This window comes from Streptomyces sp. LS-MS-L19 (assembly GCF_058382285.1).
The window spans coordinates 7074275-7098916 of the sequence record NZ_JBYCLL010000001.1; the positions used below are offsets into that span (position 1 = coordinate 7074275).

The window sequence follows — 24642 nt, forward strand, 5'->3', positions numbered from 1 at the left end:
TGCGGGCGAAATGGGGCGCAGATCGGTCGGTGTCCCCGGTGCGGCCGCTGCCCCTCCCCCGGGAGACAGGGATGGATACTGGACGGGTTATGGAAACCGTCATCCTTGCTGTAGTCATCGCCGTGGTCGTGCTCGGTGTGCTCGGCGGGCTCGTCGTCGGCAGCCGGCGCAAGAAGCCGCTGCCCCCGCCGCCCCCCGCCGCGCCCGACATCACCGCCCCTCCGGCCGAGCCGCACGTCGGCGACGAGGCCGAGACGCCGCGCGACGAAGCGCGCCGGACCATTGAGGAGGTGGATCTCCCGGACGGCTCCGCGCCGCCCGTCACCGAAGAGCTCCCGGCGGCGGCCGGGATCGAGATCCCGGAACCCACCGCGGGCCGCCTGGTCCGGCTGCGGGCCCGGCTCTCCCGCTCGCAGAACGCGCTCGGCAAGGGGCTGCTCACGCTCCTGTCGCGTGAGCACCTCGACGACGACACCTGGGAGGAGATCGAGGACACCCTCCTCACCGCCGACGTCGGTGTCGCCCCCACCCAGGAGCTGGTCGACGGGCTGCGCGAGCGGGTCAAGGTGCTCGGCACCCGCACCCCCGACGAGCTGCGCGGACTGCTCCGCGAGGAGCTGCTCAAGCTGGTCGGCACCGAGGTCGACCGCACGGTCCGCACCGAGCCGGACGACCGCAAGCCGGGCATCGTGATGGTCGTCGGCGTGAACGGCACCGGCAAGACCACCACCACCGGCAAGCTCGCGCGTGTGCTCGTGGCCGACGGGCGGACCGTCGTCCTCGGTGCCGCCGACACCTTCCGTGCCGCCGCCGCCGACCAGCTCCAGACCTGGGGCGAGCGGGTGGGCGCCCACACCGTGCGCGGGCCCGAGGCGGGCGACCCTGCCTCCGTCGCCTTCGACGCGGTGAAGGAGGGCAAGGAGATGGGGGTCGACGTGGTCCTCATCGACACCGCGGGCCGTCTGCACACCAAGACCGGGCTCATGGACGAGCTCGGCAAGGTCAAGCGGGTCGTGGAGAAGCACGCGCCGCTCGACGAGGTCCTGCTGGTCCTCGACGCCACCACCGGACAGAACGGCCTGGTGCAGGCCCGGGTCTTCGCCGAGGTCGTCGACATCACCGGCATCGTCCTGACCAAGCTGGACGGCACCGCCAAGGGCGGCATCGTGGTCGCGGTCCAGCGCGAACTGGGTGTGCCGGTCAAGCTGATCGGGCTGGGCGAGGGCGCGGACGATCTGGCGCCGTTCGAGCCGGAGGCGTTCGTGGACGCGCTGATCGGCGAGTGACAGCCTCTGCAGGCGAAGAAGCGCCCACCCCATGGTGCAGATGGGGTGGGCCCTTCGCTGTGGACGGCTATGCGCGCGACCGGTGCGCCACGTAGGCCAGGGTGCCGAGCAGGAGGCGGGCCGCCGGTGGCTTCGTCGCCGTGTCCAGTGACGGTGGCCGCAGCCACTGGACCGGGCCCAGGCCGCCGCGGTCCGACGGGGGAGCCGTGAGGTAGGTGCCGGGGCCCAGGCCGCGCAGGTCCAGGGAGGTCGCGTCGTCCCAGCCCATGCGGTAGAGGAGCTCGGTCAGGTCGGCCGCGGCGCCGGGGGCGACGAAGAACTGGGCGCGGCCGTCGGGGGTCGCCGTCACCGGGCCCAGGGGCAGGCCCATGCGCTCCAGGCGGACCAGGGCGCGGCGGCCGGCGGGCTCGGCGACCTCGATGACGTCGAAGGCGCGCCCGACCGGCAGCATCACGGAGGCGCCGGGGAACTCGGCCCATGCCTTGGACACGTCGTCGAGCGTGGCGCCGGCCGGGACCTGGGGCGCGAAGTCGAGCGGGTGGGCGCCTGGTTGGCGACAGTCCGGGCGTCCGCAGGAGCAGGCACCGGCCGCGGCCCGCGCGCCCGGGACGACGTCCCAGCCCCAGAGTCCGGTGAACTCGGCGACGGCGGTGCACTCCGAGGAGCGGCCGCGCCTGCGCGTACCGGAACGAATCTCCCGAATGCCGCCGATCGTGAAGCCCATGCCCCCTCCAACGGGTTCACCGCGCCGGTGGTTACGAGACGGACGCGGCCAGTCACTCTCCGTTTCCTCTTCCGGGCGATGGCGGCGCCCGGAAGTGCCCCGGGTGGTGCGCCGGGTCATGCGCGCCCCTGCGTGCACCGCTCCGCCCACCCCCGCACGGTCTATGTCAAGTGAATCGTGTGGAGGCGAGCGTGAGTTCATTCGAAGGGGTGGCGAATGGTGGCGTTTCCGGGATCGCCATGGCTGGACGGGTGATCGTAGGATTACTTTGAGTGCACGAGTCCTGGGGGCACATGCACTTGTGGGTATGCCGGAGGCAAGTCGGTTCCCCGTTCGAAGGCTGACAACCGCCGGACGAACGGCTGTATTTACCGGCATTCTGATAACGCTTGGCGCACTCGGCGACAAGTGGACTCAGGGATGGGGGCGTTCCAGTGGGCGGCAACAGCGGAAGCGGGACGGGCACCGGGAGCGCCGCGCAGAACTCCTCCTCGGCCGACAAGCGCCCCAACGAGCTGCTCACCTCCTGGTTCGTGCGCAGCGGCTGGTCGAAGGGCGAGCTCGCCCGCCAGGTCAACCGCAGGGCCCGCCAGTTGGGCGCCAACCACATCTCCACCGACACCTCGCGGGTGCGCCGCTGGCTGGACGGCGAGAACCCCCGCGAACCCATCCCCAGGATCCTGTCCGAGCTGTTCTCCGAGCGGTTCGGATGCGTCGTCTCCGTCGAGGACCTCGGACTGCGCGCCGCCCGCCAGTCACCGTCCGCCACCGGGGTCGACCTGCCCTGGACGGGCCCGCAGACCGTGGCCCTGCTCAGCGAGTTCTCGCGCAGCGACCTCATGCTGGCGCGGCGCGGCTTCCTCGGGACCTCGCTGGCCCTGTCCGCGGGCCCGTCCCTCATCGAGCCCATGCAGCGCTGGCTCGTCCCGGGCGCCGCCGGCACCCCGCACCGCGAACCCGACCCGGCCTCCGCCCGCCGGGCCGGCCGGCTCTCCCGCCCCGAGCTCGACCTCCTCGAGTCCACGACCGTGATGTTCCGGCAGTGGGACGCCCAGTGCGGCGGCGGACTGCGCCGCAAGGCCGTCGTCGGCCAGCTGCACGAGGTGACCGACCTCCTCCAGGAGCCCCAGCCCGAGGCGACCACCCGCAAGCTGTTCAAGGTCGCCGCCGAGCTGGCCGAGCTGGCCGGCTGGATGTCGTACGACGTCGGGCTCCAGCCCACCGCCCAGAAGTACTTCGTCCTCGCCCTGCACGCGGCCAAGGAGGCCGGTGACAAACCGCTCGGCTCCTACGTCCTGTCCAGCATGAGCCGCCAGATGATCCACCTCGGGCGGCCCGAGGACGCCCTGGAGCTGATCCACCTCGCGCAGTACGGCAGCCGGGACTGCGCGAGCCCGCGCACCCAGTCGATGCTGTATGCGATGGAGGCCCGCGCCTACGCCAACATGGGCCAGCCCGGCAAGTGCAAGCGGGCGGTCCGGATGGCCGAGGACACCTTCGCCGACGCCGACGACTGGGACGAGCCGGACCCCGACTGGATCCGCTTCTTCTCCGAGGCCGAGCTGTACGGCGAGAACTCCCACTCCTACCGCGACCTCGCCTACGTCGCAGGCCGCAGTCCGACCTACGCCTCGCTGGCCGAGCCCCTCATGCAGCGGGCCGTGGAGCTCTTCTCCGACGACGTCGAGCACCAGCGGTCGTACGCACTCAACCTCGTCGGCATGGCCACCGTGCACCTGCTGCGCCGCGAGCCCGAGCAGAGCACCGTACTGGTGGAACAGGCCATGCACATCGCCAAGAAGGTCCGCTCCGAGCGCGTCAACACTCGTATTCGAAAGACGGTCGACACGGCCGTACGCGATTTCGGTGATCTCGCCGAGGTCGTGGACCTCACGGAGAAGCTCGCACTCGAACTGCCCGAGACCGCAGAAGCCGTCTGAGAACCCCGCGGATCCCCGGAACCCCGGCCGCGGCCGGCCCTCCCGAACTGCCCGACTCGGCTCCCCCATGCCAGGTCATCGGAAGGCCGACCGTGGCCGGTTTTTTTCCTTCTACGAAGGTTGCGCCACGATAACGATCGACGTGGCCGGAATCTGCCAGTTCATCGACGCGTAACACACCAGGCGTCTTCGTCACGGCGGCGAAACAACGAGGGGCTTCCACCGAAACCGCGCTGCGTCAATCTCATGGCGCATAACCGGCCCACCCCTCAATCCGCTCTGGCTTCGCCCGCACGGGGCCGTACCTACGACGAGGAGACGCCGATGGCACCAGCCATCACGCTCGCCGCGGACAAGCTGTCCGTGGCCAACACAGGCTTCATGCTGATCTGTTCTGCCCTGGTGCTGGTCATGACCCCGGGCCTCGCCTTCTTCTACGGAGGCATGGTCCGCGTCAAGAGCACCCTCAACATGCTGATGATGAGCTTCATCAGCATGGGGATCGTCACCATCCTGTGGGTGGTCTACGGCTTCTCCATGGCGTTCGGTACGGACCACGGCTCGCTCATCGGCTGGGAGAACGACTTCTTCGGCTGGACCGGCATCGACAAGGGCGACATCTGGTCCGGGTACACGATCCCGGTCCTCGCCTTCGCGGTCTTCCAGATGATGTTCGCCATCATCACCCCCGCCCTGATAAGCGGTGCGCTCGCCGACCGCGTGAAGTTCTCCGCCTGGTCGCTGTTCGTCCTGCTGTGGGCGACGGTCGTCTACTTCCCGGTCGCGCACTGGGTCTGGGGCACCGGCGGCTGGGCCTTCGAGCTCGGTGTGATCGACTTCGCCGGTGGTACCGCGGTCCACATCAACGCGGGTGCCGCGGCACTCGGTGTGATCCTGGTCATCGGCAAGCGCGTCGGCTTCAAGAAGGACCCGATGCGCCCGCACAGCCTCCCTCTGGTCATGCTCGGCGCGGGCCTGCTGTGGTTCGGCTGGTTCGGCTTCAACGCCGGCTCGTGGCTGGGCAACGACGACGGCGTCGGCTCGCTGATGTTCGTCAACACCCAGATCGCCACCGCGGCCGCCATGCTCGGCTGGCTCCTCTACGAGAAGATCCGCCACGGCGCGTTCACCACGCTGGGCGCCGCCTCCGGCGCGGTCGCCGGTCTGGTCGCCATCACCCCCTCCGGTGGTGCGGTCACCCCGATCGGCGCGATCTGCGTCGGCGTCATCGCCGGTGTCCTGTGCGCCATGGCGGTCGGCCTGAAGTACAAGTTCGGCTACGACGACTCGCTGGACGTCGTCGGCGTCCACATGGTCGGCGGTGTCATCGGCTCCCTGCTGATCGGCTTCTTCGCCAGCGGCAAGGGCCAGTCCGACGTCGAGGGCCTCTTCTACGGCGGCGGCCTGGACCAGTTCTGGAAGCAGTGCGCCGGTGTCTTCGCGGTCCTCGCCTACTCCCTGATCGCCTCCGCGATCCTCGCCTTCCTGCTCGACAAGACGATCGGCATGCGGGTCAGTGAGGACGAGGAGGTCTCGGGCATCGACCAGGCCGAGCACGCCGAGACCGCATACGACTTCAGCGGTGCCGGTGGCGGCGCCGCCCGGACCTCCGTCACGGCCCCGGCCGCCGACGCGGGCAAGAAGGTGGACGCATGAAGCTCATCACCGCCGTCGTCAAGCCCCACCGGCTCGACGAGATCAAGGAAGCCCTCCAGGCCTTCGGGGTCCACGGCCTGACGGTCACCGAGGCGAGCGGCTACGGTCGTCAGCGGGGCCACACCGAGGTCTACCGCGGTGCCGAGTACACCGTCGACCTGGTCCCGAAGATCCGCATCGAGGTCCTCGCCGAGGACGACGACGCCGAGCAGTTGATCGACGTCATCGTCAAGGCGGCCCGCACCGGCAAGATCGGTGACGGCAAGGTCTGGTCCCTGCCGGTCGACACGGCCGTACGGGTCCGGACGGGCGAGCGCGGCCCGGACGCGCTCTGACCGAAGAACAGAACAGGAGCTGCTGGGTGACGAGCACGGACGTGCACAAGGACGTAGAGGACTCGGGACCCAGCGGCTATGCGGCGGCCCGGCTGCGCCTCCTCCAGGAGGGGGCGCGGTCCGGGCCGCCGCGCCGTTCCGCCCTCGCCGAACTGACCGACGACTGGCTCTCGGGACTCTTCGCCGCGGGCTCCGAGCAGCCGCGCGGGGTCTCCCTGATCGCCGTCGGCGGCTACGGCCGCGGCGAACTGTCGCCCCGCAGCGACCTGGACCTGGTCCTGCTGCACGACGGCAGCGACCCGGGCGCGGTCGCCGCCCTGGCCGACCGCATCTGGTACCCGGTGTGGGACCTGGGCCTCGCCCTCGACCACTCCGTGCGCACCCCCGCCGAGGCCCGCAAGACGGCCGCGGAGGACCTCAAGGTCCAGCTCGGCCTCCTGGACGCCCGCCACATCGCCGGCGACCTGGGTCTGACGGCGGGACTGCGGACGGCCGTCCTCGCCGACTGGCGCAACCAGGCGCCCAAGCGCCTCCCCGAACTCCAGGAGCTGTGCGCCGAGCGCGCCGAGCGCCAGGGCGAACTCCAGTACCTGCTCGAACCCGACCTCAAGGAGGCCCGCGGCGGCCTCCGGGACGCGACCGCCCTGCGCGCCGTCGCCGCCTCCTGGCTGGCCGACGCCCCGCGCGAGGGCCTCGACGACGCCCGGCGCCGGCTGCTCGACGTCCGGGACGCCCTGCACCTGACCACCGGCCGCGCCACCGACCGGCTCGCGCTCCAGGAACAGGACCAGGTCGCCGCCGAACTCGGTCTCCTGGACGCCGACACCCTGCTGCGCCAGGTCTACGAGGCCGCGCGGGTCATCTCCTACGCCAGTGACGTCACCTGGCGCGAGGTGGGACGCGTGCTCAGGTCGCGTGCCGTACGGCCGCGGCTGCGGGCCATGCTCGGGGGCGGCAAACCGGTCGCCGAGCGCTCACCGCTCGCGGAAGGCGTGGTGGAGCAGGACGGCGAGGTGGTGCTCGCCCGGGCCGCGCGCCCCGACCGCGACGCCGTGCTCCCGCTGCGGGCCGCGGCCGCCGCCGCCCAGGCCGGACTCCCGCTCTCCCTGCACGCCGTACGGCGCATGGCGGCGGGTGTCCGCCCCCTGCCCACCCCGTGGCCCGCCGAGGCACGCGAGCAGCTCGTGACCCTGCTCGGCTCGGGACAGTCCACCATCGACGTCTGGGAGGCGCTGGAGGCCGAGGGCCTGATCACCCGCATGCTGCCCGACTGGGAGCGGGTGCGCTGCCGCCCCCAGCGCAACGCCGTGCACATCTGGACCGTCGACCGGCACCTCATCGAGACGGCCGTGCGCGCCTCCGAGTTCACCCGCCGCGTCCACCGCCCCGACCTGCTGCTGGTCGCCGCGCTGCTGCACGACATCGGCAAGGGCTGGCCCGGCGACCACTCGGTGGCCGGCGAGATCATCGCCAAGGACGTCGCCGCGCGCATCGGCTTCGACCGCGACGACGTCGCCGTACTCGCGACCCTCGTACGGCACCACCTGCTGCTCGTGGACACCGCCACCCGGCGCGACCTGGAGGACCCGGCCACCGTGCGGTCGGTCGCCGAGGCGGTCGGGTCGCAGGGCACGCTGGAGCTGCTGCACGCCCTGACCGAGGCGGACGCGCTGGCCACCGGACCGGCCGCCTGGTCGTCCTGGCGGGGCTCGCTCGTCGCCGACCTGGTCAAGCGGGTGGCCGCGGTACTCGCCGGGGACGCCCCCGAGGAGCCCGAGGCCGCCGCGCCCACCGCCGAGCAGGAGCGGCTCGCCATCGAGGCCGTCGCGACCGGCGGGCCGGTGCTGTCGCTGCGCGCCCAGACCGAACCGCCGGTCCACTCGGAGGAGCAGCCGGCCGGGGACCCCGAACCGCTCGGTGTGGAGCTCGTGATCGCCGTACCGGACCAGCCGGGCGTGCTGCCCGCGGTCGCCGGGGTGCTGGCCGTGCACCGCCTCACCGTGCGCACCGCCGAACTCAGCACCCTGGACCTGCCCGACGGCGTCGAGGGCTCGGTGCTCCTGCTGAACTGGCGGGTCGCCGCCCAGTACGGCTCGCTGCCGCAGGCGGCCCGGCTGCGCGCCGATCTCGTACGGGCCCTGGACGGCTCCCTGGACATCGCCGGGCGGCTCGCCGAGCGGGACGCCGCGTATCCGCGGCGCCGGGGTGTCGTCGCGCCCCCCGCGCGCGTGGCGGTCGCCTCGGCCGCCTCCCGGCACGCCACGGTCATCGAGGTCCGCGCCCAGGACGCCCCCGGACTGCTGTTCCGGATCGGCCGGGCGCTGGAGGACGCCGGGGTGCGGATGCGCAGCGCGCACGTGTCGACGCTGGGCGCCAACGCGGTGGACGCCTTCTACGTGACCGACGCCAAGGGCGTGCCGCTCGCGGCCGGTGAGGCGGCCTCCGTGGCCCGGAAGCTGGAGGAGACCCTGCGGGGCTGACCGGGGGATCCCGGCGAGCCATGTCGCCGGGATACCCTGGAGGGCGATTCCCAGCTGCCACCGACCCCGAGGACCGCGAGCGCCGTGTTCGATACTCTTTCCGATCGCCTCTCAGCGACTTTCAAGAACCTGCGCGGCAAGGGACGGCTCTCCGAGGCGGACATCGACGCCACCGCGCGCGAGATCCGGATCGCGCTCCTCGAGGCGGACGTGGCCCTGCCCGTCGTCCGGACGTTCATCAAGAACGTCAAGGAGCGTGCCCTCGGCGCCGACGTCTCCCGGGCGCTCAACCCCGCCCAGCAGGTCCTGAAGATCGTCAACGAGGAACTCGTCACGATCCTCGGCGGCGAGACCCGGCGCCTCCGGTTCGCCAAGAACCCGCCCACCGTGATCATGCTGGCGGGTCTCCAGGGTGCCGGTAAGACCACCCTCGCGGGCAAGCTCGGCCGCTGGCTCAAGGAACAGGGCCACTCGCCGCTGCTCGTCGCCGCCGACCTCCAGCGCCCCAACGCCGTCAACCAGCTCAGCGTCGTCGCCGAGCGCGCCGGTGTCGCGGTCTACGCCCCCGAGCCGGGCAACGGCGTCGGTGACCCGGTCAAGGTCGCCAAGGACTCCATCGAGCACGCCAAGGCGAAGGTCCACGACATCGTGATCGTGGACACCGCCGGCCGTCTCGGTATCGACGCCGAGCTGATGCAGCAGGCCGCGGACATCCGCGACGCCGTCAGCCCCGACGAGATCCTCTTCGTCGTCGACGCGATGATCGGTCAGGACGCGGTCAACACCGCCGAGGCCTTCCGCGACGGCGTCGGCTTCGACGGCGTGGTGCTCTCCAAGCTCGACGGCGACGCCCGCGGCGGCGCGGCCCTGTCGATCCGGCAGATCACCGGCAAGCCGATCATGTTCGCCTCCAACGGCGAGAAGCTGGAGGACTTCGACGCCTTCCACCCCGACCGGATGGCCTCCCGCATCCTCGACATGGGTGACCTGCTCACCCTGATCGAGCAGGCGGAGAAGACGTTCAGTCAGGAAGAGGCCGAGAAGATGGCCTCCAAGCTGGCGTCCAAGAAGGGCCAGGACTTCACCCTGGACGACTTCCTGGCCCAGATGGAGCAGGTCCGCAAGATGGGCAGCATCTCCAAGCTGCTCGGCATGCTCCCGGGCATGGGCCAGATCAAGGACCAGATCAACAACCTGGACGAGCGGGACGTCGACCGCACGGCCGCGATCATCAAGTCGATGACCCCGGCCGAGCGCCAGGAGCCGACCATCATCAACGGCTCGCGCCGCGCCCGTATCGCCAAGGGCTCCGGTGTCGAGGTCAGCGCGGTCAAGAACCTCGTCGAGCGGTTCTTCGAGGCCCGCAAGATGATGTCCCGCATGGCCCAGGGCGGCGGGATGCCGGGCATGCCAGGGATCCCGGGCATGGGCGGCGGCCCCGGCCGCGCCAAGAAGCAGCCGAAGAAGGCCAAGGGCAAGCAGCGCTCCGGGAACCCGATGAAGCGCAAGCAGCAGGAGGCGGAGGAGGCGGCCCGCAAGGCCGCGGGCGCCCAGGGCGGCAGCGCCTTCGGCGTCCCGGGCCAGCAGGCCCCGCAGGACTTCGAGCTGCCGGACGAGTTCAAGAAGTTCATGGGCTGACGGATCATCGCGTACGGCGCCGGGGGCGCCCCTTGACGGGGGGCGCCCCCGGCGCCGTACGGGCCCGTGCCCCGGCGGGGAGACCGACGGCTAAGGCGTGCGTGCGATCAGGTAGCGGAACACGTTCGGCATCCACACCGTGCCGTCCCGGCGTTGATGCGGATGGAGTGCCTCCGTCACCTCCTTGTCCACTTGGGCCTGGTCGGTCTTCTCGATGGCCGCGTCGAACAGCCCGGTCGACAGCAGGCCCTTGAGGGCGCTGTCGAGGTCGGCGTACCCGAAGGGGCAGGCCACCCGGCCCGAGCCGTCGGGCCTGAGCCCCGCCCGCTGGGCGACCTCCTCCAGGTCGTCGCGCAGGGCCGGGCGCCAACTGCCCGCGCCGCGCAGCGGATCCGCCAGCCTGGTGGCCACCCGCAGCACGGACGACGTGGCACACCGCTCCGGCGGACCCCAGCCGACCAGCACCACGGGCGTCCCCCGCGCGGCGAGCGGGGTCGCCGCGGCGAGCAGGTCCGCGAGTCCCTCCGAGTCGCCCGCGAGGCAGCCGATCGGCTCGAAGGCGGTCACCACGGTGTACGGCGGAGTCCCGGCGTCGGCGACGTCCTCGGGCGTCCCCTCGGCGAGCCGGGTGCGGTACCGCGTGCGCGTGCCCGGTGTCTCCGGCAGCAGCCGCTCCCGCGCGAGGGCCAGCCGCTCGGGGGAGGCGGGTTCGACACCGGTGACCACGGCGCCTCTGGAGGCGGCCATCAGCAGGGCGAGTCCGCTGCCGCAGCCGAGGCCCAACAGCCGCGTCGCGGGGCCCACTTCCAGTCGCTCGTAGACGGCCTCGTACAGCGGAACCAGCATCCGCTCCTGGATCTCCGACCAGTCACGCGCGCGTGCACCGAGGTCCGCACGGGAGGTGGCTCCCGTCGAAGGCGGGTGCTGCCGCACGAGCGTAGGTGTCATGGATAAGCGCCCCAATCGCCGAGATTGCCTCTGTGCTTGATCACGTAGCCCCCGTGACGTGCGCTCGCGCTCCCCCCGTATGCCAGATAACTCCGCACTCGTCCGCGCGTCCAGAGGGCAAGGGGCCCCGCTTGCCGGGGAGGTGGTGCCGGGGAAAAGAATTCACATGGCGGCAACGTGCGCCCGTAACATCGCGCCATGGCAAAGGCACCTGTTCTCACACCCCGGGCGGACGACTTTCCGCGCTGGTACCAGGATCTGATCACCAAGGCCGAACTGGCCGACAACGGTCCGGTGCGCGGCACCATGGTCATCCGACCGTACGGGTACGGGCTGTGGGAGCGGATGCAGGCCGAGATGGACGCCCGCATCAAGGAGACGGGCACCCAGAACGCGTACTTCCCGCTGCTGATCCCCCAGTCGTACCTCACCCGCGAGGCCGACCACGTCGAGGGCTTCGCGCCCGAACTCGCGGTCGTCACCCACGGCGGCGGCAAGGAACTGGAGGAGCCCGCGGTCGTCCGCCCCACCTCCGAGATGATCATCAACGACTACTTCTCGAAGTGGGTGCAGAGCTACCGCGACCTTCCCCTGCTGATCAACCAGTGGGCCAACGTGGTGCGTTGGGAGCTCAGGCCCCGGCTCTTCCTCCGCACCACCGAGTTCCTGTGGCAGGAGGGCCACACCGCACACGCCACCCAGGAGGACGCGCGCGCGTTCGCCTCGCACATCCACCGGCGGGTCTACGAGGACTTCATGACCAATGTCCTCGCCATGGACGTCGTCCCCGGCCGCAAGACCGTCAAGGAGCGCTTCGCCGGCGCCATCAACACCCTCACCCTCGAAGGGATGATGGGCGACGGCAAGGCCCTCCAGATGGCCACCAGCCACGAACTGGGTCAGAACTTCGCCAAGGCCTTCAACACCACGTACCTGTCGAAGGAGGGCACCCAGGAACTCGTCTGGCAGACCTCCTGGGGCTCCACCACCCGCATGATCGGCGCCCTGGTGATGATGCACGGCGACGACCACGGCCTGCGCGTCCCGCCCCGGCTCGCGCAGACCCAGGTCGTCGTGCTCGCCATCAAGGGGGACGAACCGGTTCTGGCCAAGGTCCGCGAGATCGGCGACCGGCTGCGGGCGGCGGGCCTGCGCGTCCACGTCGACGACCGCACCGACACCCCCTTCGGCCGCCGCGCGGTCGACTGGGAGCTCAAGGGCGTGCCGGTCCGCGTCGAGGTCGGCCCCCGTGACCTGGAGAACGGCACCGCGATGGTGGCGCGACGGATCCCGGGCGGCAAGGAGGCCGTGTCGCTGGATTCCCTGACGGCACTGCTCCCCGGGTTCCTCGAGGAGGACCAGGCGCTGCTGCTGGCCCAGTCCCGGGAGCGCCGCGAGTCCCGTACGACCGAGGTGTCGACCTTCGACGAGGCCGTCGAGGCCGCTGTCGCCGGCGGCTGGGCGCGGATCCCGTGGGCCACTCTCGGTGAAGAAGGCGAGGCCAGGCTGGCCGAGCACGCGGTGACCGTACGGTGTCTGGTCGCCGAGGACGGGTCGGTGCCGGGCGCCGACGACGCGCCCGGTAACGTCGCGGTCGTCGCGCGCGCTTACTGAGGTAGCGCCCTTCCGGTGCGAGAGCGACCGAAACGCCCCTTGCCCACCCGCGGATCACAACCGCACCGGCGCGTGGACACGATCTACGCGCCGGGGCGTACTTCACACTACGTACCGGCTTGGTATGAGCTGTGAGGCTTCTCCGCAGATCAGCGCACCCGCCCTCGTCTCCACGCATCAGCGGCAACTGACGGGTACGTGCAAATTATTTGGGATGCCCCGGAATAGGAACACAGCGGCACTCTGGCTCGTTGTCATTACGTGAGCACGACACAGACACCACCTGTTCTCGCCGCAGAGCTGGCAGAGGCGTGGGCCGACATTCAGCGGTACCACCCCGAGCTGCCCGACCTTGCCGCGCCAGAGTCACTGATCGGGGAGTCGTCGTCCGCCTGCGGTCACGAGCTCTCCTTCGAGCGACTGCTTCACGAGGCAGTCCACGGCATCGCCGCCGCGCGAGGCATTCGCGACACCTCCCGCGCCGGCCGCTACCACAACCGGAGATTCCTCGCGATCGCCGAGGAGATGGGCCTGGACCACCCCGATGAGCCGCATCCCAGCAGCGGCTTCTCGCTGGTCACGCTCACCCCCGAGGCGAAGCGCCGGTACCGCCCGACCATCGAGCGGCTCCAGCGCGCCCTCAAGGCCCACACGGCGGCGACCTCCGCCGACACCGCCCGCTCCTTCCGGGGACCGGCGGCCCGGCACGGCTCCTCCGGGGGCGGGGTCCGGGTCAAGGCGGTCTGCGACTGCGGCCGCAACGTGCGGGTCGTCCCCTCCGTCCTGGCCCAGGCGCCGATCGTCTGCGGGGGGTGCGGCAAGCCGTTCCGGATCCCCGAGGTCGTGGGCGCGGCGGCGAGCTGAATCGCGGCTGCTCGTGGCAGCCGCGGTCGGCCCGGGGGCACCCGGAGTGCCGGGTGCCCCTCAGGCGTGCTCGCGCGCGACCTCGGTCCGAAGGGGGCCGCGGGGTGTGGCACAATGGCTAGCTGTACTCGACAGCCGCACAGGAACCCTCTCGCCTCCGGCTGACGCGTCCATCGGGCACTCGGGTACCGCAACCCCACGCGGCAATCTCGCCGTGCCCAACCACGTCAAAACCAGGAGAACCCACTCCCGTGGCAGTCAAGATCAAGCTGAAGCGTCTGGGCAAGATCCGTTCGCCTCACTACCGCATCGTCGTCGCCGACTCCCGCACCCGTCGTGACGGCCGTGCGATCGAGGAGATCGGTCTGTACCACCCGGTGCAGAACCCCTCGCGCATCGAGGTCGACACCGAGCGTGCGCAGTACTGGCTGGGTGTCGGCGCGCAGCCGACCGAGCCGGTTCTCGCCATCCTCAAGCTGACCGGCGACTGGCAGAAGTTCAAGGGCCTGCCCGCCCCGGCTCCGCTGCTCCAGCCGACCGAGAAGGCCGCGCGTCCCTCGTTCGAGGCCCTCGGTGGCGACGACGAGGGCAAGGGTGAGGCCATCACCCAGAAGAAGAAGGCTGAGAAGAAGGACGAGGCTGCCGCCGAGTCCGAGTCGACCGAGGCCTGAGCATGCTCGAGGAGGCTCTCGAGCACCTCGTGAAGGGCATCGTCGACAACCCTGACGATGTGCAGGTCGCCTCGCGCAACCTGCGCCGCGGACGCGTGCTGGAGGTCCGGGTGCACCCCGATGACCTCGGCAAGGTGATCGGCCGCAACGGCCGCACCGCACGCGCCCTGCGTACCGTCGTGGGCGCCATCGGCGGCCGCGGTGTCCGCGTCGACCTCGTCGACGTGGACCACGTCCGCTGACGCAACGCAGCACCGGCTCGGGCCGGGGAGGGCCGTCGGGCCGTCCCCGGCCCGTAGTCGTACCCATCTGTCGTCCAGGAGATCAAGCACAGTGCAGCTGGTAGTCGCTCGCATCGGCCGTGCTCACGGCATCAAGGGCGAGGTCACCGTCGAGGTCCGCACGGACGAGCCGGAGCTGAGGCTCTCGCCGGGTGCCGTCCTGCTCACGGACCCCGCCTCGACGGGCCCCCTCACCATCGAGACCGGCCGCGTCCACAGCGGCCGTCTCCTCCTGCGCTTCGAGGGCGTGAAGGACCGCACCGCCGCCGAAGCCCTCCGCAACACCCTCCTGATCGCCGAGGTCGATCCGGAGGAGCTGCCCGAGGAGGAGGACGAGTACTACGACCACCAGCTGATGGACCTGGACGTGGTCACCGCGGACGGCGTCGAGGTCGGCCGCATCACCGAGATCTCGCACCTGCCCTCCCAGGACCTCTTCATCGTGGAGCGGCCCGACGGCAGCGAGGTGATGATCCCGTTCGTCCAGGAGATCGTCACCGAGATCGACCTGGAGGAGCAGAAGGCGGTCATCACGCCACCGCCCGGGCTGATCGACGACCAGGCCGAGATCGCCTCGTCGCGGGAAGAGTCGTAGAAGATGCGCCTCGACGTCGTCACGATCTTCCCCGAGTACCTCGAACCCCTGAACGTCTCGCTGGTCGGCAAGGCACGCGCGCGTGGGCAGCTGAACGTGCACGTCCACGACCTGCGGGAGTGGACCTACGACCGCCACAACACCGTCGACGACACCCCGTACGGCGGCGGCCCGGGCATGGTCATGAAGACCGGGCCGTGGGGGGACGCACTGGACTCCGCACTGGCGGACGGCTACGAGACGGGCTCCCACACGCCCGCCCTCGTCGTCCCCACCCCGAGCGGCCGCCCCTTCACCCAGGAACTCGCCGTCGAGCTCTCCGAGCGCCCCTGGCTGATCTTCACGCCCGCGCGCTACGAGGGCATCGACCGACGGGTCATCGACGAGTACGCCACCAGGATGCCGGTCTACGAGGTGTCCATCGGCGACTACGTCCTCGCCGGCGGCGAAGCTGCTGTACTGGTGGTTACAGAGGCCGTCGCGCGGCTGTTGCCCGGTGTCCTCGGCAACGCCGAGTCGCACCGGGACGACTCCTTCGCACCCGGTGCCATGGCCAACCTCCTGGAGGGGCCCGTCTACACCAAGCCGCCCGAGTGGCGCGGCCGCGGCATCCCGGACGTGCTGCTCAGCGGCCACCACGGCAAGATCGCCCGCTGGCGCCGCGACGAGGCCCTCAGGCGTACGACGGCCCACCGGCCCGACCTCATCGAGCGCTGCGACCCCAAGGCCTTCGACAAGAAGGACCGCGAGATGCTCTCCATCCTGGGCTGGGCGCCGGACCCGGAGGGGGAGCCGTACGGCCGATTTTGGCGCAGGCCACAAGGCGTGGAAGAATAGCTCGCTGTTGTGCGTCGTCCGGCGTGCGCCCCTGCCACAGGGGGACACGACGCCCGCCCCGACACGGACAGCATCCTCAGAATCACCTAGCTACCGCCTATGACCTGTGGCATGGGCGAAGAAAGCAGACGAAATGTCTCACCTGCTCGACTCCGTCGACGCCGCGTCGCTGCGCAGCGACATCCCGGCCTTCCGCCCGGGTGACACGGTCAACGTCCACGTGCGCGTCATCGAGGGCAACCGCTCCCGTGTGCAGCAGTTCAAGGGCGTCGTCATCCGTCGCCAGGGCGCCGGTGTCCGCGAGACCTTCACGGTCCGCAAGGTCTCGTTCTCCGTCGGCGTCGAGCGCACCTTCCCGGTGCACACCCCGATCGTCGAGAAGATCGAGCTCGTCACCCGCGGTGACGTGCGTCGCGCCAAGCTGTACTACCTGCGCGAGCTGCGCGGCAAGGCCGCGAAGATCAAGGAGAAGCGCGAGAACTGAGCGCTTTTCGGAGGTCACAGCGGGGCCGGATAACATCTGGCCCCGATGGACACCGAAGCACAGCCGACGGAGCGCGACCGCTCCTCCCGTCCCGCACCAGGGACCGCGGAGGGACGGTCGCGTTTCGCGTTGGTGGCGAGGATCACCGAGTGGCTGCCCGGCGGCCGGATCTCGCTCTCCCTGCTGCTCTGCCTGGTCTTTCTTTTGCTGATCAGTACGTTCGTGGTCAGACCTTTCCAGATTCCTAGCGGATCCATGGAAAACGGATTGAGGGTCGGGGACCGCGTTCTCGTAAATAGGTTGGCGTACCGTTTCGGTGCCGAGCCGCGGCGCGGCGATGTGGTGGTGTTCGACGGAACCGGGTATTTCGGGGACGGGGACTACATCAAGCGCGTTGTCGGTGTGGGGGGAGACCATGTGCTCTGCTGCGACAAGAAGGGGAGGATCGAGGTGAACGGCCGGTCGGTCGACGAGTCGGGCTTCCTGTACCCGGGCGACGCTCCGTCCTCGGTGCCCTTCGACGTCGAGGTGCCCGACGGCACGCTGTTCGTGCTCGGTGACCATCGCAGTGTCTCCAGCGACTCCCGGGACCATCTGGGCTCCCCGGGCGGCGGCATGATCCCGGTCGACGACGTCCTGGGACGGGCGGACTGGATCGTCTGGCCGGCCGCGCACGCGGTCCGACTGCACCGTTCCGGCGCCTACGCGCGTGTGCCCGCCGTGGAGGGTGCGCATGGGTAACCGCGGCAAACCGCGCGGGGTGTCGAGCACCGCCGCCGAGAACCTCCTGCCCACCGGCGTCCGGCGCTCCACCAGTCCCGGCGGCGGCCGCTCGCGTGCGGAGCGCCGCCAGCTGCAGCGCAAGGTCAAGCGGCGCAGAAGGCGCGGAGCGGTCAAGGAGATACCGCTCCTCGTCGGCGTGGCCGTCCTCATAGCCCTGGTCCTGAAGACCTTCCTCGTCCAGGCGTTCGTGATCCCGTCCGGGTCGATGGAGCAGACGATCCGGATCGGCGACCGGGTCCTGGTCGACAAGTTCACCCCGTGGTTCGGCTCCGAGCCGAAGCGCGGGGACGTCGTCGTCTTCAAGGACCCCGGCGGCTGGCTCCAGGACGAGCAGACCACCACGAAGAAGGACGACCCCGTCGTCGTCAAGCAGGTCAAGGAAGGGCTCACCTTCATCGGCCTGTTGCCGTCCGAGAACGAGAAGGACCTCATCAAGCGGGTCGTCGGCGTCGGCGGGGACCGCGTCAAGTGCTGCGACGCCGAGGGGCGGGTGACCGTCAACGGCGTCCCCCTGAGCGAGACCGACTACCTGTATCCCGGAAACGCCCCGTCCGCCCAGCCGTTCGACATCACCGTCCCCCAGGGGCGGTTGTGGGTGATGGGCGACCACCGCGCCAACTCCGCGGACTCCCGCTCGCACCAGGACACCGACTACGGCGGCACCGTGTCCCTGGACTCGGTGGTGGGACGGGCCAGGGTCATCGCATGGCCTTTCGGACACTGGACCATGCTCGACGAACCGAAAACTTACTCTTCCGTTGCCGACTCGGCGGTCGGGGCGACCTCAGCCTCGCAGGCGTCGCTTAGGGTTGCTCCCGACGCTTCGAACGAAGCGATCCAACTCCCGAGCCCTGCGGAACTCCCGCTCGTTATGGGAGTGGTGGGCCTGCGCCGTACGTGGCGCAGGCGGCGGCACAGAGTAAGGAGTTGGCGTGGGGGATGTGGCGGTTGGCGCACGATCCGGGCACGACGGCGAGGAGCACCGCGGACGCCCCGTGGAAGCAGCCGACCCGGCCGCGGAGGGCGCCGTAACCTTCGGGAATGACCCGGCCGCGGGCGGCGAGGGCCCGCCGGTGGACGAGCCTCCCGGGACCGGTGGCGGCGGGACGGGCGGATCCGCGCCCAAGGCGAAGAAGCCGCGCTCCTTCTGGAAGGAGCTGCCCATCCTGATCGGTATCGCGCTGGTCCTCGCGCTGTTGATCAAGACGTTCCTGGTGCAGGCCTTCTCGATCCCGTCCGACTCGATGCAGAACACCCTCCAGCAGGGCGACCGTGTTCTGGTCGACAAGCTCACCCCGTGGTTCGGCTCCAAGCCCGAGCGCGGCGAGGTCGTCGTCTTCCACGACCCCGACAACTGGCTGGCGGGCGAGCCTACGGCGGACCCGAACGCCGTACAGACGTTCCTCTCCTGGATCGGCCTCATGCCGTCCGCCGAGGAGAAGGACCTCATCAAGCGCGTCGTCGGCGTCGGCGGCGACACGGTCTCCTGCTCCGGCACCGGCCCGCTGAAGGTCAACGGCAAGGCGCTGGACGAGGCATCGTACGTCTACCCCGGCAACACCCCGTGCAGCCAGGACGACCAGGGCGGCCAGTTCACCGTGAAGGTCCCCAAGGGCTACATCTGGGTGATGGGCGACCACCGCCAGAACTCCCGGGACTCCCGCTACAACCAGTCGGACGCGCACCACGGCATGGTCCCGGTCGACGACGTCGTGGGCCGCGCCATCGTCAAGGCCTGGCCGATCAACCGCTGGGGCACGCTGCCGAAGCCGGACACCTTCAGCCAGGCCGGCATCAACGACCAGGCGTCCGCGTCCGCCGCGCTGACCTTCGCGCCGCAGGGGGTCGCGCTCGTGGGCGTGGTGCCGGTGGCGCTGTGGCGGCGCAGGAAGCTGTCGGTGGAGCGGGGGCGCTGATCGCCTTGGGGTGAGGCTGCTCTCTCGGCGGATCGGCTTGGGGTGCGGAAGCCACCTTGGTGAATCGGCTTGGGGTGCGGGGGCTCCCTCGGTGAATCGGCCGGAGTCGCTGATCGCGGTCTGTTGCCCGAGGTATGGCATGACCTGGTGAAAGCTTTGCGGAGCTTGCGGCCCCGGGCGGCCGGGAAGGGCTGACCCCGTCAGTACCGCCGGGTAGGGTGCGGACCCATGGGTGGCGAGAGCGCAACACGTACGGCCCCGCGGAGCGGCGGCGGCACCGGCACACGCCCGGCGGGCAGCCGGACCGGACAGCGACTGTCCGGCCTGGCAGTCGCGCTGGGCATCGTGCTGTTCCTGGGTGGTTTCGCCTGGGGAGCGCTGCTCTACCGGCCGTTCACCGTGCCCACCAGCTCCATGTCGCCCACCATCGCCGCCGGTGACCGGGTGCTCGGACAGCGCGTCGACGCGGACGAGATACGCCGGGGCGACGTCGTCGTCTTCACCGACAAGGAGTGGGTGACCGGAGCCCTCGTGGTCAAGCGCGTCGTCGCGGTCGGCGGGGACACGGTCGCCTGCTGCACGAACGGCAAGCTGACGGTCAACGGCAAGGAGATCGACGAGCCGTACCTCAAGGGCGGTGTGGCCGAGGACAAGACCATCCCGACCGTGAAGGTGCCCGAGGGCCGGCTGTTCCTCCTCGGCGACGAGCGTCAGGGCTCCCTGGACTCCACCGCCCACCTCACCGACGCGGCCCAGGGCACGGTGGCGCGCAGCGCCGTGGAGGCCCGGGTGGACGCCGTCGTCTGGCCCTGGAAGGGCATGCTGGAGCGTCCGACCGGCTTCGGGAAGCTCGGCGCGATCTCCGAGCAGGGGCCGCTGAACACGATCCTCGTTCTGATCGTCGTCGGCGCCGTGCTGGTTCTGGGGGGCGGGGCGTACGGGCCGGTGGCCAAGTTGTTCGGCGGCCGCCGGGGGGTTCGGACGGAGCCTGCTGGTGCCCGCTGAGGTGGTGGGCGGGGGGTCGGGGTTTTCCTCGGGTTTGGTCCCGGACGGGGCCGCGGGTGGGGTGTCGGCCGGGGGCTCGGGCGGGGCTGTGGGGGTTTCGGGCGGGGCTTGCTCGGCGGGCCCGGGTGGGTTCTCGGTCGGGGGTTCCGGTGGGGCTGCGGAGGGATCTTCGGGGGAGGCGTCGGCCGGGTCCGCGTCCTCGGGCTCGGGCGGCGCATCGGCGGGAACATCGGGCGGGTCCCCGGTCGGAGCCTCGGCTGGATCCCTGGGTGGAGCCTCGGCCGGATCTCCGGGTGGGGCCGCGGCGGCGCACGAGGGCGAGGGTGAGTTGCGCAAGGTGGCGCGGGTGGTGTTGCTCGATCCCGAGGACCGCATCCTGCTGCTGCACGGACACGAACCGGACGATCCGGCCGACGACTGGTGGTTCACGCCCGGCGGAGGACTGGAGGGCGACGAGACCCGTGAAGAGGCCGCGCTGAGGGAACTCGCCGAGGAGACCGGCATCACCGAGGTGGAGCTCGGGCCGGTGCTCTGGCGGCGGACGTGCTCCTTCCCGTTCGCGGGCCGCCGCTGGGACCAGGACGAGTGGTACTACCTGGCCCGTACGACGCAGACGGCCACGGAGGCGAGAGGCCTCACCGAGCTGGAGCGGCGCAGTGTCGCCGGAGCGCGCTGGTGGACGTGTCAGGAACTGACCCGGGCACATGAGACGGTGTATCCGACCAGACTCGCCGAGCTGCTGCGCAGGCTGCTCGACGAAGGTCCCCCGGCCGGGCCCGTGACCCTCGACACCGAAATCGTCTAGGGGCTGACGGGACTGGCGCACAATGGTGGGATCGCACGGCTGAAGGGGAACATGCCATGAGCGCCGAGGACCTCGAGAAGTACGAGACCGAGATGGAGCTGAAGCTCTACCGGGAGTACCGCGATGTCGTCGGTCTGTTCAAATACGTGATCGAGACCGAGCGGCGCTTCTACCTGACCAACGACTACGAGATGCAGGTGCACTCGGTCCAGGGTGAGGTGTTCTTCGAGGTGTCCATGGCCGATGCGTGGGTGTGGGACATGTATCGGCCGGCTCGCTTCGTGAAACAGGTCCGGGTGTTGACGTTCAAGGACGTGAACATCGAGGAGCTGAACAAGAGCGACTTGGAGCTGCCGGGCGGGTGAGCCTGGCTGGATGGTGTTCGCCCGTGTGAGTGACGGGGTTTTCCACAACCGCTGAGTAGTCCACCAAGATCAACTCGGTGGGCGGAACTGCGTGATCGTCGGTGCCGGAGGTGGTGCCGACATGAACGCACGCAGTGCACTCGGCAAGTACGGCGAGAGTCTGGCCGCGAGGCGGCTGACCGAGGCCGGGATGACGGTCCTGGAGCGCAACTGGCGTTGTGGCAGGACCGGTGAGATCGACATCGTGGCGCGGGACGGGGAGGTCCTGGTCGTCTGCGAGGTCAAGACACGGCGGGCCGGGGCCTTCGAGCACCCGATGGCCGCGGTGACCCCCGAGAAGGCGGAGCGGCTGCGGGGGCTCGCGGCGTGCTGGATCCACGCCCACGGAGGCGCACCGCCAGGAGGCGTCCGGATCGACCTGGTGGGCGTGGTCCTGCCGCGGCGCGGCGCGCCCGTGGTCGAGCACGCGCGGGGGGTGGCCTGAGATGGGGTTCGCTCGTACGTGCTCGGTGGCGCTGGTGGGTGTCGAGGGGGTCGTGGTCGAGGTCCAGGCGGATCTGGAGCCGGGGGTGGCGGCGTTCACGTTGGTGGGCCTGCCGGACAAGAGCTTGACGGAGAGCCGGGACCGGGTGCGGGCCGCCGTCGTGAACTCGGGCGGGGAATGGCCGCAGAAGAAGCTGACCGTGGGGCTGAGCCCGGCGTCGGTGCCGAAGGCGGGTTCGGGGTTCGACCTCGCCGTCGCCTGCGCGGTGCTGGGCGCCTCCGAGCGGATCGACCCGCGGGTGCTCGCCGACATCGTGATGATCGGAGAGCTGGGACTGGACGGCCGGGTACGTCCCGTCCGGGGCATCCTGCCGGCGGTGCTGGCGGCGGCGGACGCCGGTTATGAACAGGTCGTGGTGCCGGAGTGCGCCGCAGCCGAAGCCTCGCTCGTGCCAGGTGTCTCCGTCCTCGGTGTGCGCAGTCTGCGGCAGCTGATCGCGGTCCTGGCCGACGAGCCGGTGCCCGAGGAGGAACCGGACGAGCCGGGCCGCCCCGACCCGCTGCTGGCAGGTCTGCGGGTGCCGGGCACCGGGGCCGCGACCGGAATGCACAGCGCGGGAGCGGCGCAGCAGGACCACGGGCACGACCTGGCCGACGTCGTCGGTCAGATCTCGGCGCGGACGGCGGTGGAGGTCGCGGCGGCCGGGGGCCACCACCTGTTCCTGGAGGGACCGCCGGGCGCCGGCAAGACGATGCTCGCGGAGCGCCTGCCGGCGGTCCTGCCCCGGCTGGCCAGGGAGGAGTCGCTCGAAGTGACGGCGGTCCACTCGGTGGCGGGTCTGCTGCCGCCGGGCAAGCCCCTGATCGACGTGGCCCCCTACTGCGCCCCGCACCACTCCGCCACCATGCAGGCCCTCGTCGGCGGCGGACCCGGCATCGCCCGGCCGGGCGCCGTCTCGCTCTCCCATCGAGGGGTGCTCTTCCTCGACGAGACACCCGAGTTCAACACCCAGGCCCTGGACGCGCTGCGGCAGCCCCTGGAGGCGGGACACGTGGTCATCGCGCGCAGCGCGGGCGTCGTGAGGTTCCCCGCGAAGTTCCTGATGGTGCTCGCGGCCAACCCGTGCCCCTGCGGTCGTTTCTCGCAGACGGACGACTTCTGCGAGTGCCCGCCCTCGGCGATCCGGCGCTACCAGGCCCGGCTCTCCGGCCCACTGCTCGACCGGGTCGACCTGCGGGTTCAGGTGGACCGGGTCACGCGGGACCAGCTCACTCAGCGGGGTGCCCGGGGCGAGTCGACCGAGGTGGTCGCCGACCGGGTGCGGGCTGCCAGGGAGAGGGCGGCGACGCGCTTCGCCGGCACCCCGTGGCGGACCAACAGCGACGTGCCCGGGCGTGAGCTGCGAAGCCGCTGGCACGCCGTGTCGGGGGCGATGGACGAGGCCGAGCGCAACCTGGAGCGGGGTGTGCTGACCGCCCGCGGACTCGACCGCGTCCTGCGGGTCGCCTGGACGGTCGCGGATCTCGTCGGTCACGACCGTCCTGACGCGACGGACGTCGCCCTGGCGCTGCAACTGCGCACCGGAGTGCCGCGGGGCGTGCCGATGGCCATCGGGGCACTGACGTGAACGACGGTGAGCTGGTCGATCGGGTGTTTCTTGGTCGGGTCATCGAGCCGGGGGACGAGGTCGGGGGGCGGTGGGTTCGGGAGTGGGGGGTGCGTGAGGTGGCCTCGCGGTTGCGGAGTGGTGGGGAGGCCTTGCCCGGGGTGAGTGAGAAGCGGTGGGGCGGGCTGCTGGGCCGGGCCCGGGTCGCCGACGCGGAGCGGGATCTCGGACTGGCGTACGAGGCCGGTGCCCGGTTCGTCGTTCCCGGCGACGCCGAGTGGCCCGGCCAGCTGGACGATCTCGGGGACGCGCGGCCCATCGGACTGTGGGTGCGGGGGCGGGCCAGTCTGCGGATGTGGGCGCTGAGATCGGTCGCCGTCGTCGGGGCCCGGGCCTGTACCGAGTACGGGGCCCACATGGCCGCCACCCTCGGCACCGGGCTCGCCGAGCGCGGCTGGGTCGTCGTGTCCGGCGGCGCCTACGGAGTCGACGGTGCCGCCCACCGCGGCGCCCTCGGCGCGGGCGGAGCCACCGTCGCCGTCCTGGCCTGCGGGGTCGACCGGCCCTACCCGCGCGGACACACCCAGTTGATCACCAGGATCGCGGAACAGGGCCTGGTCATCGGGGAGTTGCCGCCCGGCGAGCATCCGACGCCCAGCAGATTCGTGCTGCGGAACCGGGTGATCGCCGCCCTCACCCGCGGCACCGTGGTCGTCGAGGCCGCCCACCGCAGCGGCTCCCTGGTCACCGCGCGGGCGGCACAGCGGCTCGGCCGTCACACGATGGGGGTGCCCGGGCCCGCCACCAGCAGCCTGTCCGCCGGTGTGCACGAGCTGCTGCGCGGGGAGGCCACGCTGGTCACGGACGCCGAGGAAGTCGTGGAGCTCGTGGGCGACATGGGGGAGCTCGCCCCGGACCGGCGCGGGCCTGTGCTGCCGCGGGACCTCCTGGCCCCGGCGGCGCGGAGGGTTCTGTCCGCGCTGCCCGGACACCGGGAGGCCGGCGTGGACGAGATCGCCCGGGGTGCGCAGACCACCCGCGATGACGCGGTCGCGAGACTGTACGAACTCCGCTCACTTGGTTACGTCGAACGACACGGCGACGGCTGGAAGTTGACACGCCAGGCGATGATCTCGGTCCGCGGTGGCCGCGGCCCGTGCTGACCGAGCGTGTTCGGCCGTCCGGGGGAACCCCGACATCCTTGGTAATTACCGCAGTTGGGGTGTTCCGGTGATCACACAGGGCGACGATCGTGCCTCTGGGGAGGGGGCTGCGGTACGCATTCGCAGGCGTACTCCGCCACGCTGTTTGCGCACTGCGACACT

The 24642-nt window shown here is 70.9% G+C and carries 24 protein-coding genes; 22 read left to right on the forward strand and 2 right to left on the reverse strand.

The features are described from left to right. Positions 1-89: 89 nt before the first annotated feature. Entirely contained in the window at positions 90-1286 is a 1197-nt protein-coding gene (gene ftsY, locus AC2XR2_RS31715) for a signal recognition particle-docking protein FtsY (protein ID WP_449353149.1), read from the forward strand. 67 nt (positions 1287-1353) lie between these two features. Here the strand turns inward: ftsY and AC2XR2_RS31720 are convergent, their stop codons facing one another. Beyond that, the gene (locus tag AC2XR2_RS31720; RefSeq protein ID WP_381298651.1) at positions 1354-2010 is read right to left on the reverse strand and encodes a bifunctional DNA primase/polymerase; all 657 of its coding nucleotides are present in this window, start codon (positions 2008-2010) and stop codon (positions 1354-1356) included. Between the two features lie 434 nt (positions 2011-2444). Here AC2XR2_RS31720 and nsdA point away from each other — a divergent pair, with 434 nt between their 5' ends. The 5 genes from nsdA to ffh all read left to right on the forward strand — a co-directional run bounded on the left by nsdA (position 2445) and on the right by ffh (position 10059). Further along, a complete protein-coding gene (gene nsdA, locus AC2XR2_RS31725; protein WP_449353147.1) occupies positions 2445-3950 on the forward strand; it encodes a transcriptional repressor NsdA in 1506 nt (501 codons plus the stop codon). Between the two features lie 324 nt (positions 3951-4274). Beyond that, positions 4275-5606, forward strand: coding sequence for an ammonium transporter (locus AC2XR2_RS31730; RefSeq protein WP_449353146.1), 1332 nt, complete (start codon positions 4275-4277; stop codon positions 5604-5606). After that, positions 5603-5941, forward strand: a complete 339-nt coding sequence (locus AC2XR2_RS31735) for a P-II family nitrogen regulator (RefSeq protein ID WP_055725071.1) — start codon at positions 5603-5605, stop codon at positions 5939-5941. Before AC2XR2_RS31730 ends, AC2XR2_RS31735 begins: the two co-directional genes overlap by 4 nt. Before the next feature lie 26 nt (positions 5942-5967). Beyond that, positions 5968-8421, forward strand: a complete 2454-nt coding sequence (locus tag AC2XR2_RS31740) for a [protein-PII] uridylyltransferase (RefSeq protein WP_491516908.1) — start codon at positions 5968-5970, stop codon at positions 8419-8421. An 84-nt stretch (positions 8422-8505) separates the two neighbouring features. Further along, positions 8506-10059 carry a signal recognition particle protein gene (gene ffh, locus AC2XR2_RS31745; protein WP_381298644.1) on the forward strand — a complete coding sequence of 518 codons (1554 nt, stop codon included), beginning with the start codon at positions 8506-8508 and terminating at the stop codon, positions 10057-10059. Positions 10060-10149: 90 nt separating this feature from the next. On the opposite strand, the gene AC2XR2_RS31750 is transcribed toward ffh, so the two are convergent. Continuing rightward, entirely contained in the window at positions 10150-11007 is an 858-nt protein-coding gene (locus tag AC2XR2_RS31750) for an SAM-dependent methyltransferase (RefSeq protein WP_491516909.1), read from the reverse strand. A gap of 198 nt (positions 11008-11205) precedes the next feature. On the opposite strand from AC2XR2_RS31750, the gene proS reads away from it, so the two are divergent. The 16 genes from proS to dprA all read left to right on the forward strand — a co-directional run bounded on the left by proS (position 11206) and on the right by dprA (position 24480). After that, complete coding sequence (gene proS / locus AC2XR2_RS31755; RefSeq protein ID WP_381298640.1) at positions 11206-12621, forward strand: proline--tRNA ligase; 1416 nt, start codon at positions 11206-11208, stop codon at positions 12619-12621. Between the two features lie 261 nt (positions 12622-12882). After that, positions 12883-13485, forward strand: a complete 603-nt coding sequence (locus tag AC2XR2_RS31760) for a hypothetical protein (RefSeq protein ID WP_381298638.1) — start codon at positions 12883-12885, stop codon at positions 13483-13485. Positions 13486-13736: 251 nt separating this feature from the next. Then, complete coding sequence (gene rpsP, locus AC2XR2_RS31765; protein ID WP_491516910.1) at positions 13737-14156, forward strand: 30S ribosomal protein S16; 420 nt, start codon at positions 13737-13739, stop codon at positions 14154-14156. 2 nt (positions 14157-14158) lie between these two features. Continuing rightward, positions 14159-14398 carry an RNA-binding protein gene (locus tag AC2XR2_RS31770; protein WP_003973401.1) on the forward strand — a complete coding sequence of 80 codons (240 nt, stop codon included), beginning with the start codon at positions 14159-14161 and terminating at the stop codon, positions 14396-14398. A 91-nt stretch (positions 14399-14489) separates the two neighbouring features. Next, positions 14490-15032 (forward strand): ribosome maturation factor RimM, encoded by a 543-nt coding sequence (gene rimM, locus AC2XR2_RS31775; RefSeq protein ID WP_381298636.1) that lies wholly within the window; start codon positions 14490-14492, stop codon positions 15030-15032. Between the two features lie 3 nt (positions 15033-15035). Beyond that, positions 15036-15869 carry a tRNA (guanosine(37)-N1)-methyltransferase TrmD gene (gene trmD, locus AC2XR2_RS31780; protein ID WP_449353143.1) on the forward strand — a complete coding sequence of 278 codons (834 nt, stop codon included), beginning with the start codon at positions 15036-15038 and terminating at the stop codon, positions 15867-15869. A 133-nt stretch (positions 15870-16002) separates the two neighbouring features. Next, entirely contained in the window at positions 16003-16353 is a 351-nt protein-coding gene (rplS, locus tag AC2XR2_RS31785; RefSeq protein WP_123763339.1) for a 50S ribosomal protein L19, read from the forward strand. 45 nt (positions 16354-16398) lie between these two features. Next, complete coding sequence (gene lepB / locus AC2XR2_RS31790) at positions 16399-17094, forward strand: signal peptidase I (protein WP_381298632.1); 696 nt, start codon at positions 16399-16401, stop codon at positions 17092-17094. Next, positions 17087-18181: a signal peptidase I gene (gene lepB, locus AC2XR2_RS31795; RefSeq protein WP_330264208.1), complete on the forward strand. Its 1095-nt coding sequence runs from the start codon at positions 17087-17089 to the stop codon at positions 18179-18181. Before lepB (AC2XR2_RS31790) ends, lepB (AC2XR2_RS31795) begins: the two co-directional genes overlap by 8 nt. Next, positions 18069-19052, forward strand: coding sequence for a signal peptidase I (lepB, locus tag AC2XR2_RS31800; protein ID WP_381298629.1), 984 nt, complete (start codon positions 18069-18071; stop codon positions 19050-19052). The genes lepB (AC2XR2_RS31795) and lepB (AC2XR2_RS31800) overlap by 113 nt, the downstream gene beginning before the upstream one ends. A 228-nt stretch (positions 19053-19280) precedes the next feature. Further along, positions 19281-20057 carry a signal peptidase I gene (lepB, locus tag AC2XR2_RS31805; protein WP_491516911.1) on the forward strand — a complete coding sequence of 259 codons (777 nt, stop codon included), beginning with the start codon at positions 19281-19283 and terminating at the stop codon, positions 20055-20057. A gap of 328 nt (positions 20058-20385) precedes the next feature. Continuing rightward, complete coding sequence (locus tag AC2XR2_RS31810) at positions 20386-20862, forward strand: NUDIX hydrolase (protein ID WP_030315817.1); 477 nt, start codon at positions 20386-20388, stop codon at positions 20860-20862. Between the two features lie 56 nt (positions 20863-20918). After that, complete coding sequence (locus AC2XR2_RS31815) at positions 20919-21227, forward strand: DUF2469 domain-containing protein (RefSeq protein ID WP_003965949.1); 309 nt, start codon at positions 20919-20921, stop codon at positions 21225-21227. 121 nt (positions 21228-21348) lie between these two features. After that, a complete protein-coding gene (locus tag AC2XR2_RS31820) occupies positions 21349-21711 on the forward strand; it encodes a YraN family protein (protein ID WP_330264205.1) in 363 nt (120 codons plus the stop codon). A gap of 1 nt (position 21712) precedes the next feature. Beyond that, on the forward strand, positions 21713-23338 hold the full coding sequence (locus AC2XR2_RS31825) for a YifB family Mg chelatase-like AAA ATPase (protein WP_381298624.1): 1626 nt from the start codon (positions 21713-21715) through the stop codon (positions 23336-23338). Next, on the forward strand, positions 23335-24480 hold the full coding sequence (gene dprA, locus AC2XR2_RS31830; protein WP_491516912.1) for a DNA-processing protein DprA: 1146 nt from the start codon (positions 23335-23337) through the stop codon (positions 24478-24480). The genes AC2XR2_RS31825 and dprA overlap by 4 nt, the downstream gene beginning before the upstream one ends. Positions 24481-24642 lie beyond the last annotated feature (162 nt).

Excerpts from the sequence above, each read along its gene's own strand:
- ftsY (WP_449353149.1), top strand. The coding sequence starts at position 90 with ATGGAAACCGTCATCCTTGCTGTAGTCATCGCCGTGGTCGTGCTCGGT.
- AC2XR2_RS31720 (WP_381298651.1), bottom strand. The coding sequence starts at position 2,010 with ATGGGCTTCACGATCGGCGGCATTCGGGAGATTCGTTCCGGTACGCGC.
- AC2XR2_RS31730 (WP_449353146.1), top strand. The coding sequence starts at position 4,275 with ATGGCACCAGCCATCACGCTCGCCGCGGACAAGCTGTCCGTGGCCAAC.
- AC2XR2_RS31735 (WP_055725071.1), top strand. The coding sequence starts at position 5,603 with ATGAAGCTCATCACCGCCGTCGTCAAGCCCCACCGGCTCGACGAGATC.
- AC2XR2_RS31750 (WP_491516909.1), bottom strand. The coding sequence starts at position 11,007 with ATGACACCTACGCTCGTGCGGCAGCACCCGCCTTCGACGGGAGCCACC.
- proS (WP_381298640.1), top strand. The coding sequence starts at position 11,206 with ATGGCAAAGGCACCTGTTCTCACACCCCGGGCGGACGACTTTCCGCGC.
- AC2XR2_RS31770 (WP_003973401.1), top strand. The coding sequence starts at position 14,159 with ATGCTCGAGGAGGCTCTCGAGCACCTCGTGAAGGGCATCGTCGACAAC.
- trmD (WP_449353143.1), top strand. The coding sequence starts at position 15,036 with ATGCGCCTCGACGTCGTCACGATCTTCCCCGAGTACCTCGAACCCCTG.
- rplS (WP_123763339.1), top strand. The coding sequence starts at position 16,003 with ATGTCTCACCTGCTCGACTCCGTCGACGCCGCGTCGCTGCGCAGCGAC.
- lepB (WP_381298632.1), top strand. The coding sequence starts at position 16,399 with ATGGACACCGAAGCACAGCCGACGGAGCGCGACCGCTCCTCCCGTCCC.
- lepB (WP_330264208.1), top strand. The coding sequence starts at position 17,087 with ATGGGTAACCGCGGCAAACCGCGCGGGGTGTCGAGCACCGCCGCCGAG.
- lepB (WP_491516911.1), top strand. The coding sequence starts at position 19,281 with ATGGGTGGCGAGAGCGCAACACGTACGGCCCCGCGGAGCGGCGGCGGC.
- AC2XR2_RS31815 (WP_003965949.1), top strand. The coding sequence starts at position 20,919 with ATGAGCGCCGAGGACCTCGAGAAGTACGAGACCGAGATGGAGCTGAAG.
- AC2XR2_RS31820 (WP_330264205.1), top strand. The coding sequence starts at position 21,349 with ATGAACGCACGCAGTGCACTCGGCAAGTACGGCGAGAGTCTGGCCGCG.
- AC2XR2_RS31825 (WP_381298624.1), top strand. The coding sequence starts at position 21,713 with ATGGGGTTCGCTCGTACGTGCTCGGTGGCGCTGGTGGGTGTCGAGGGG.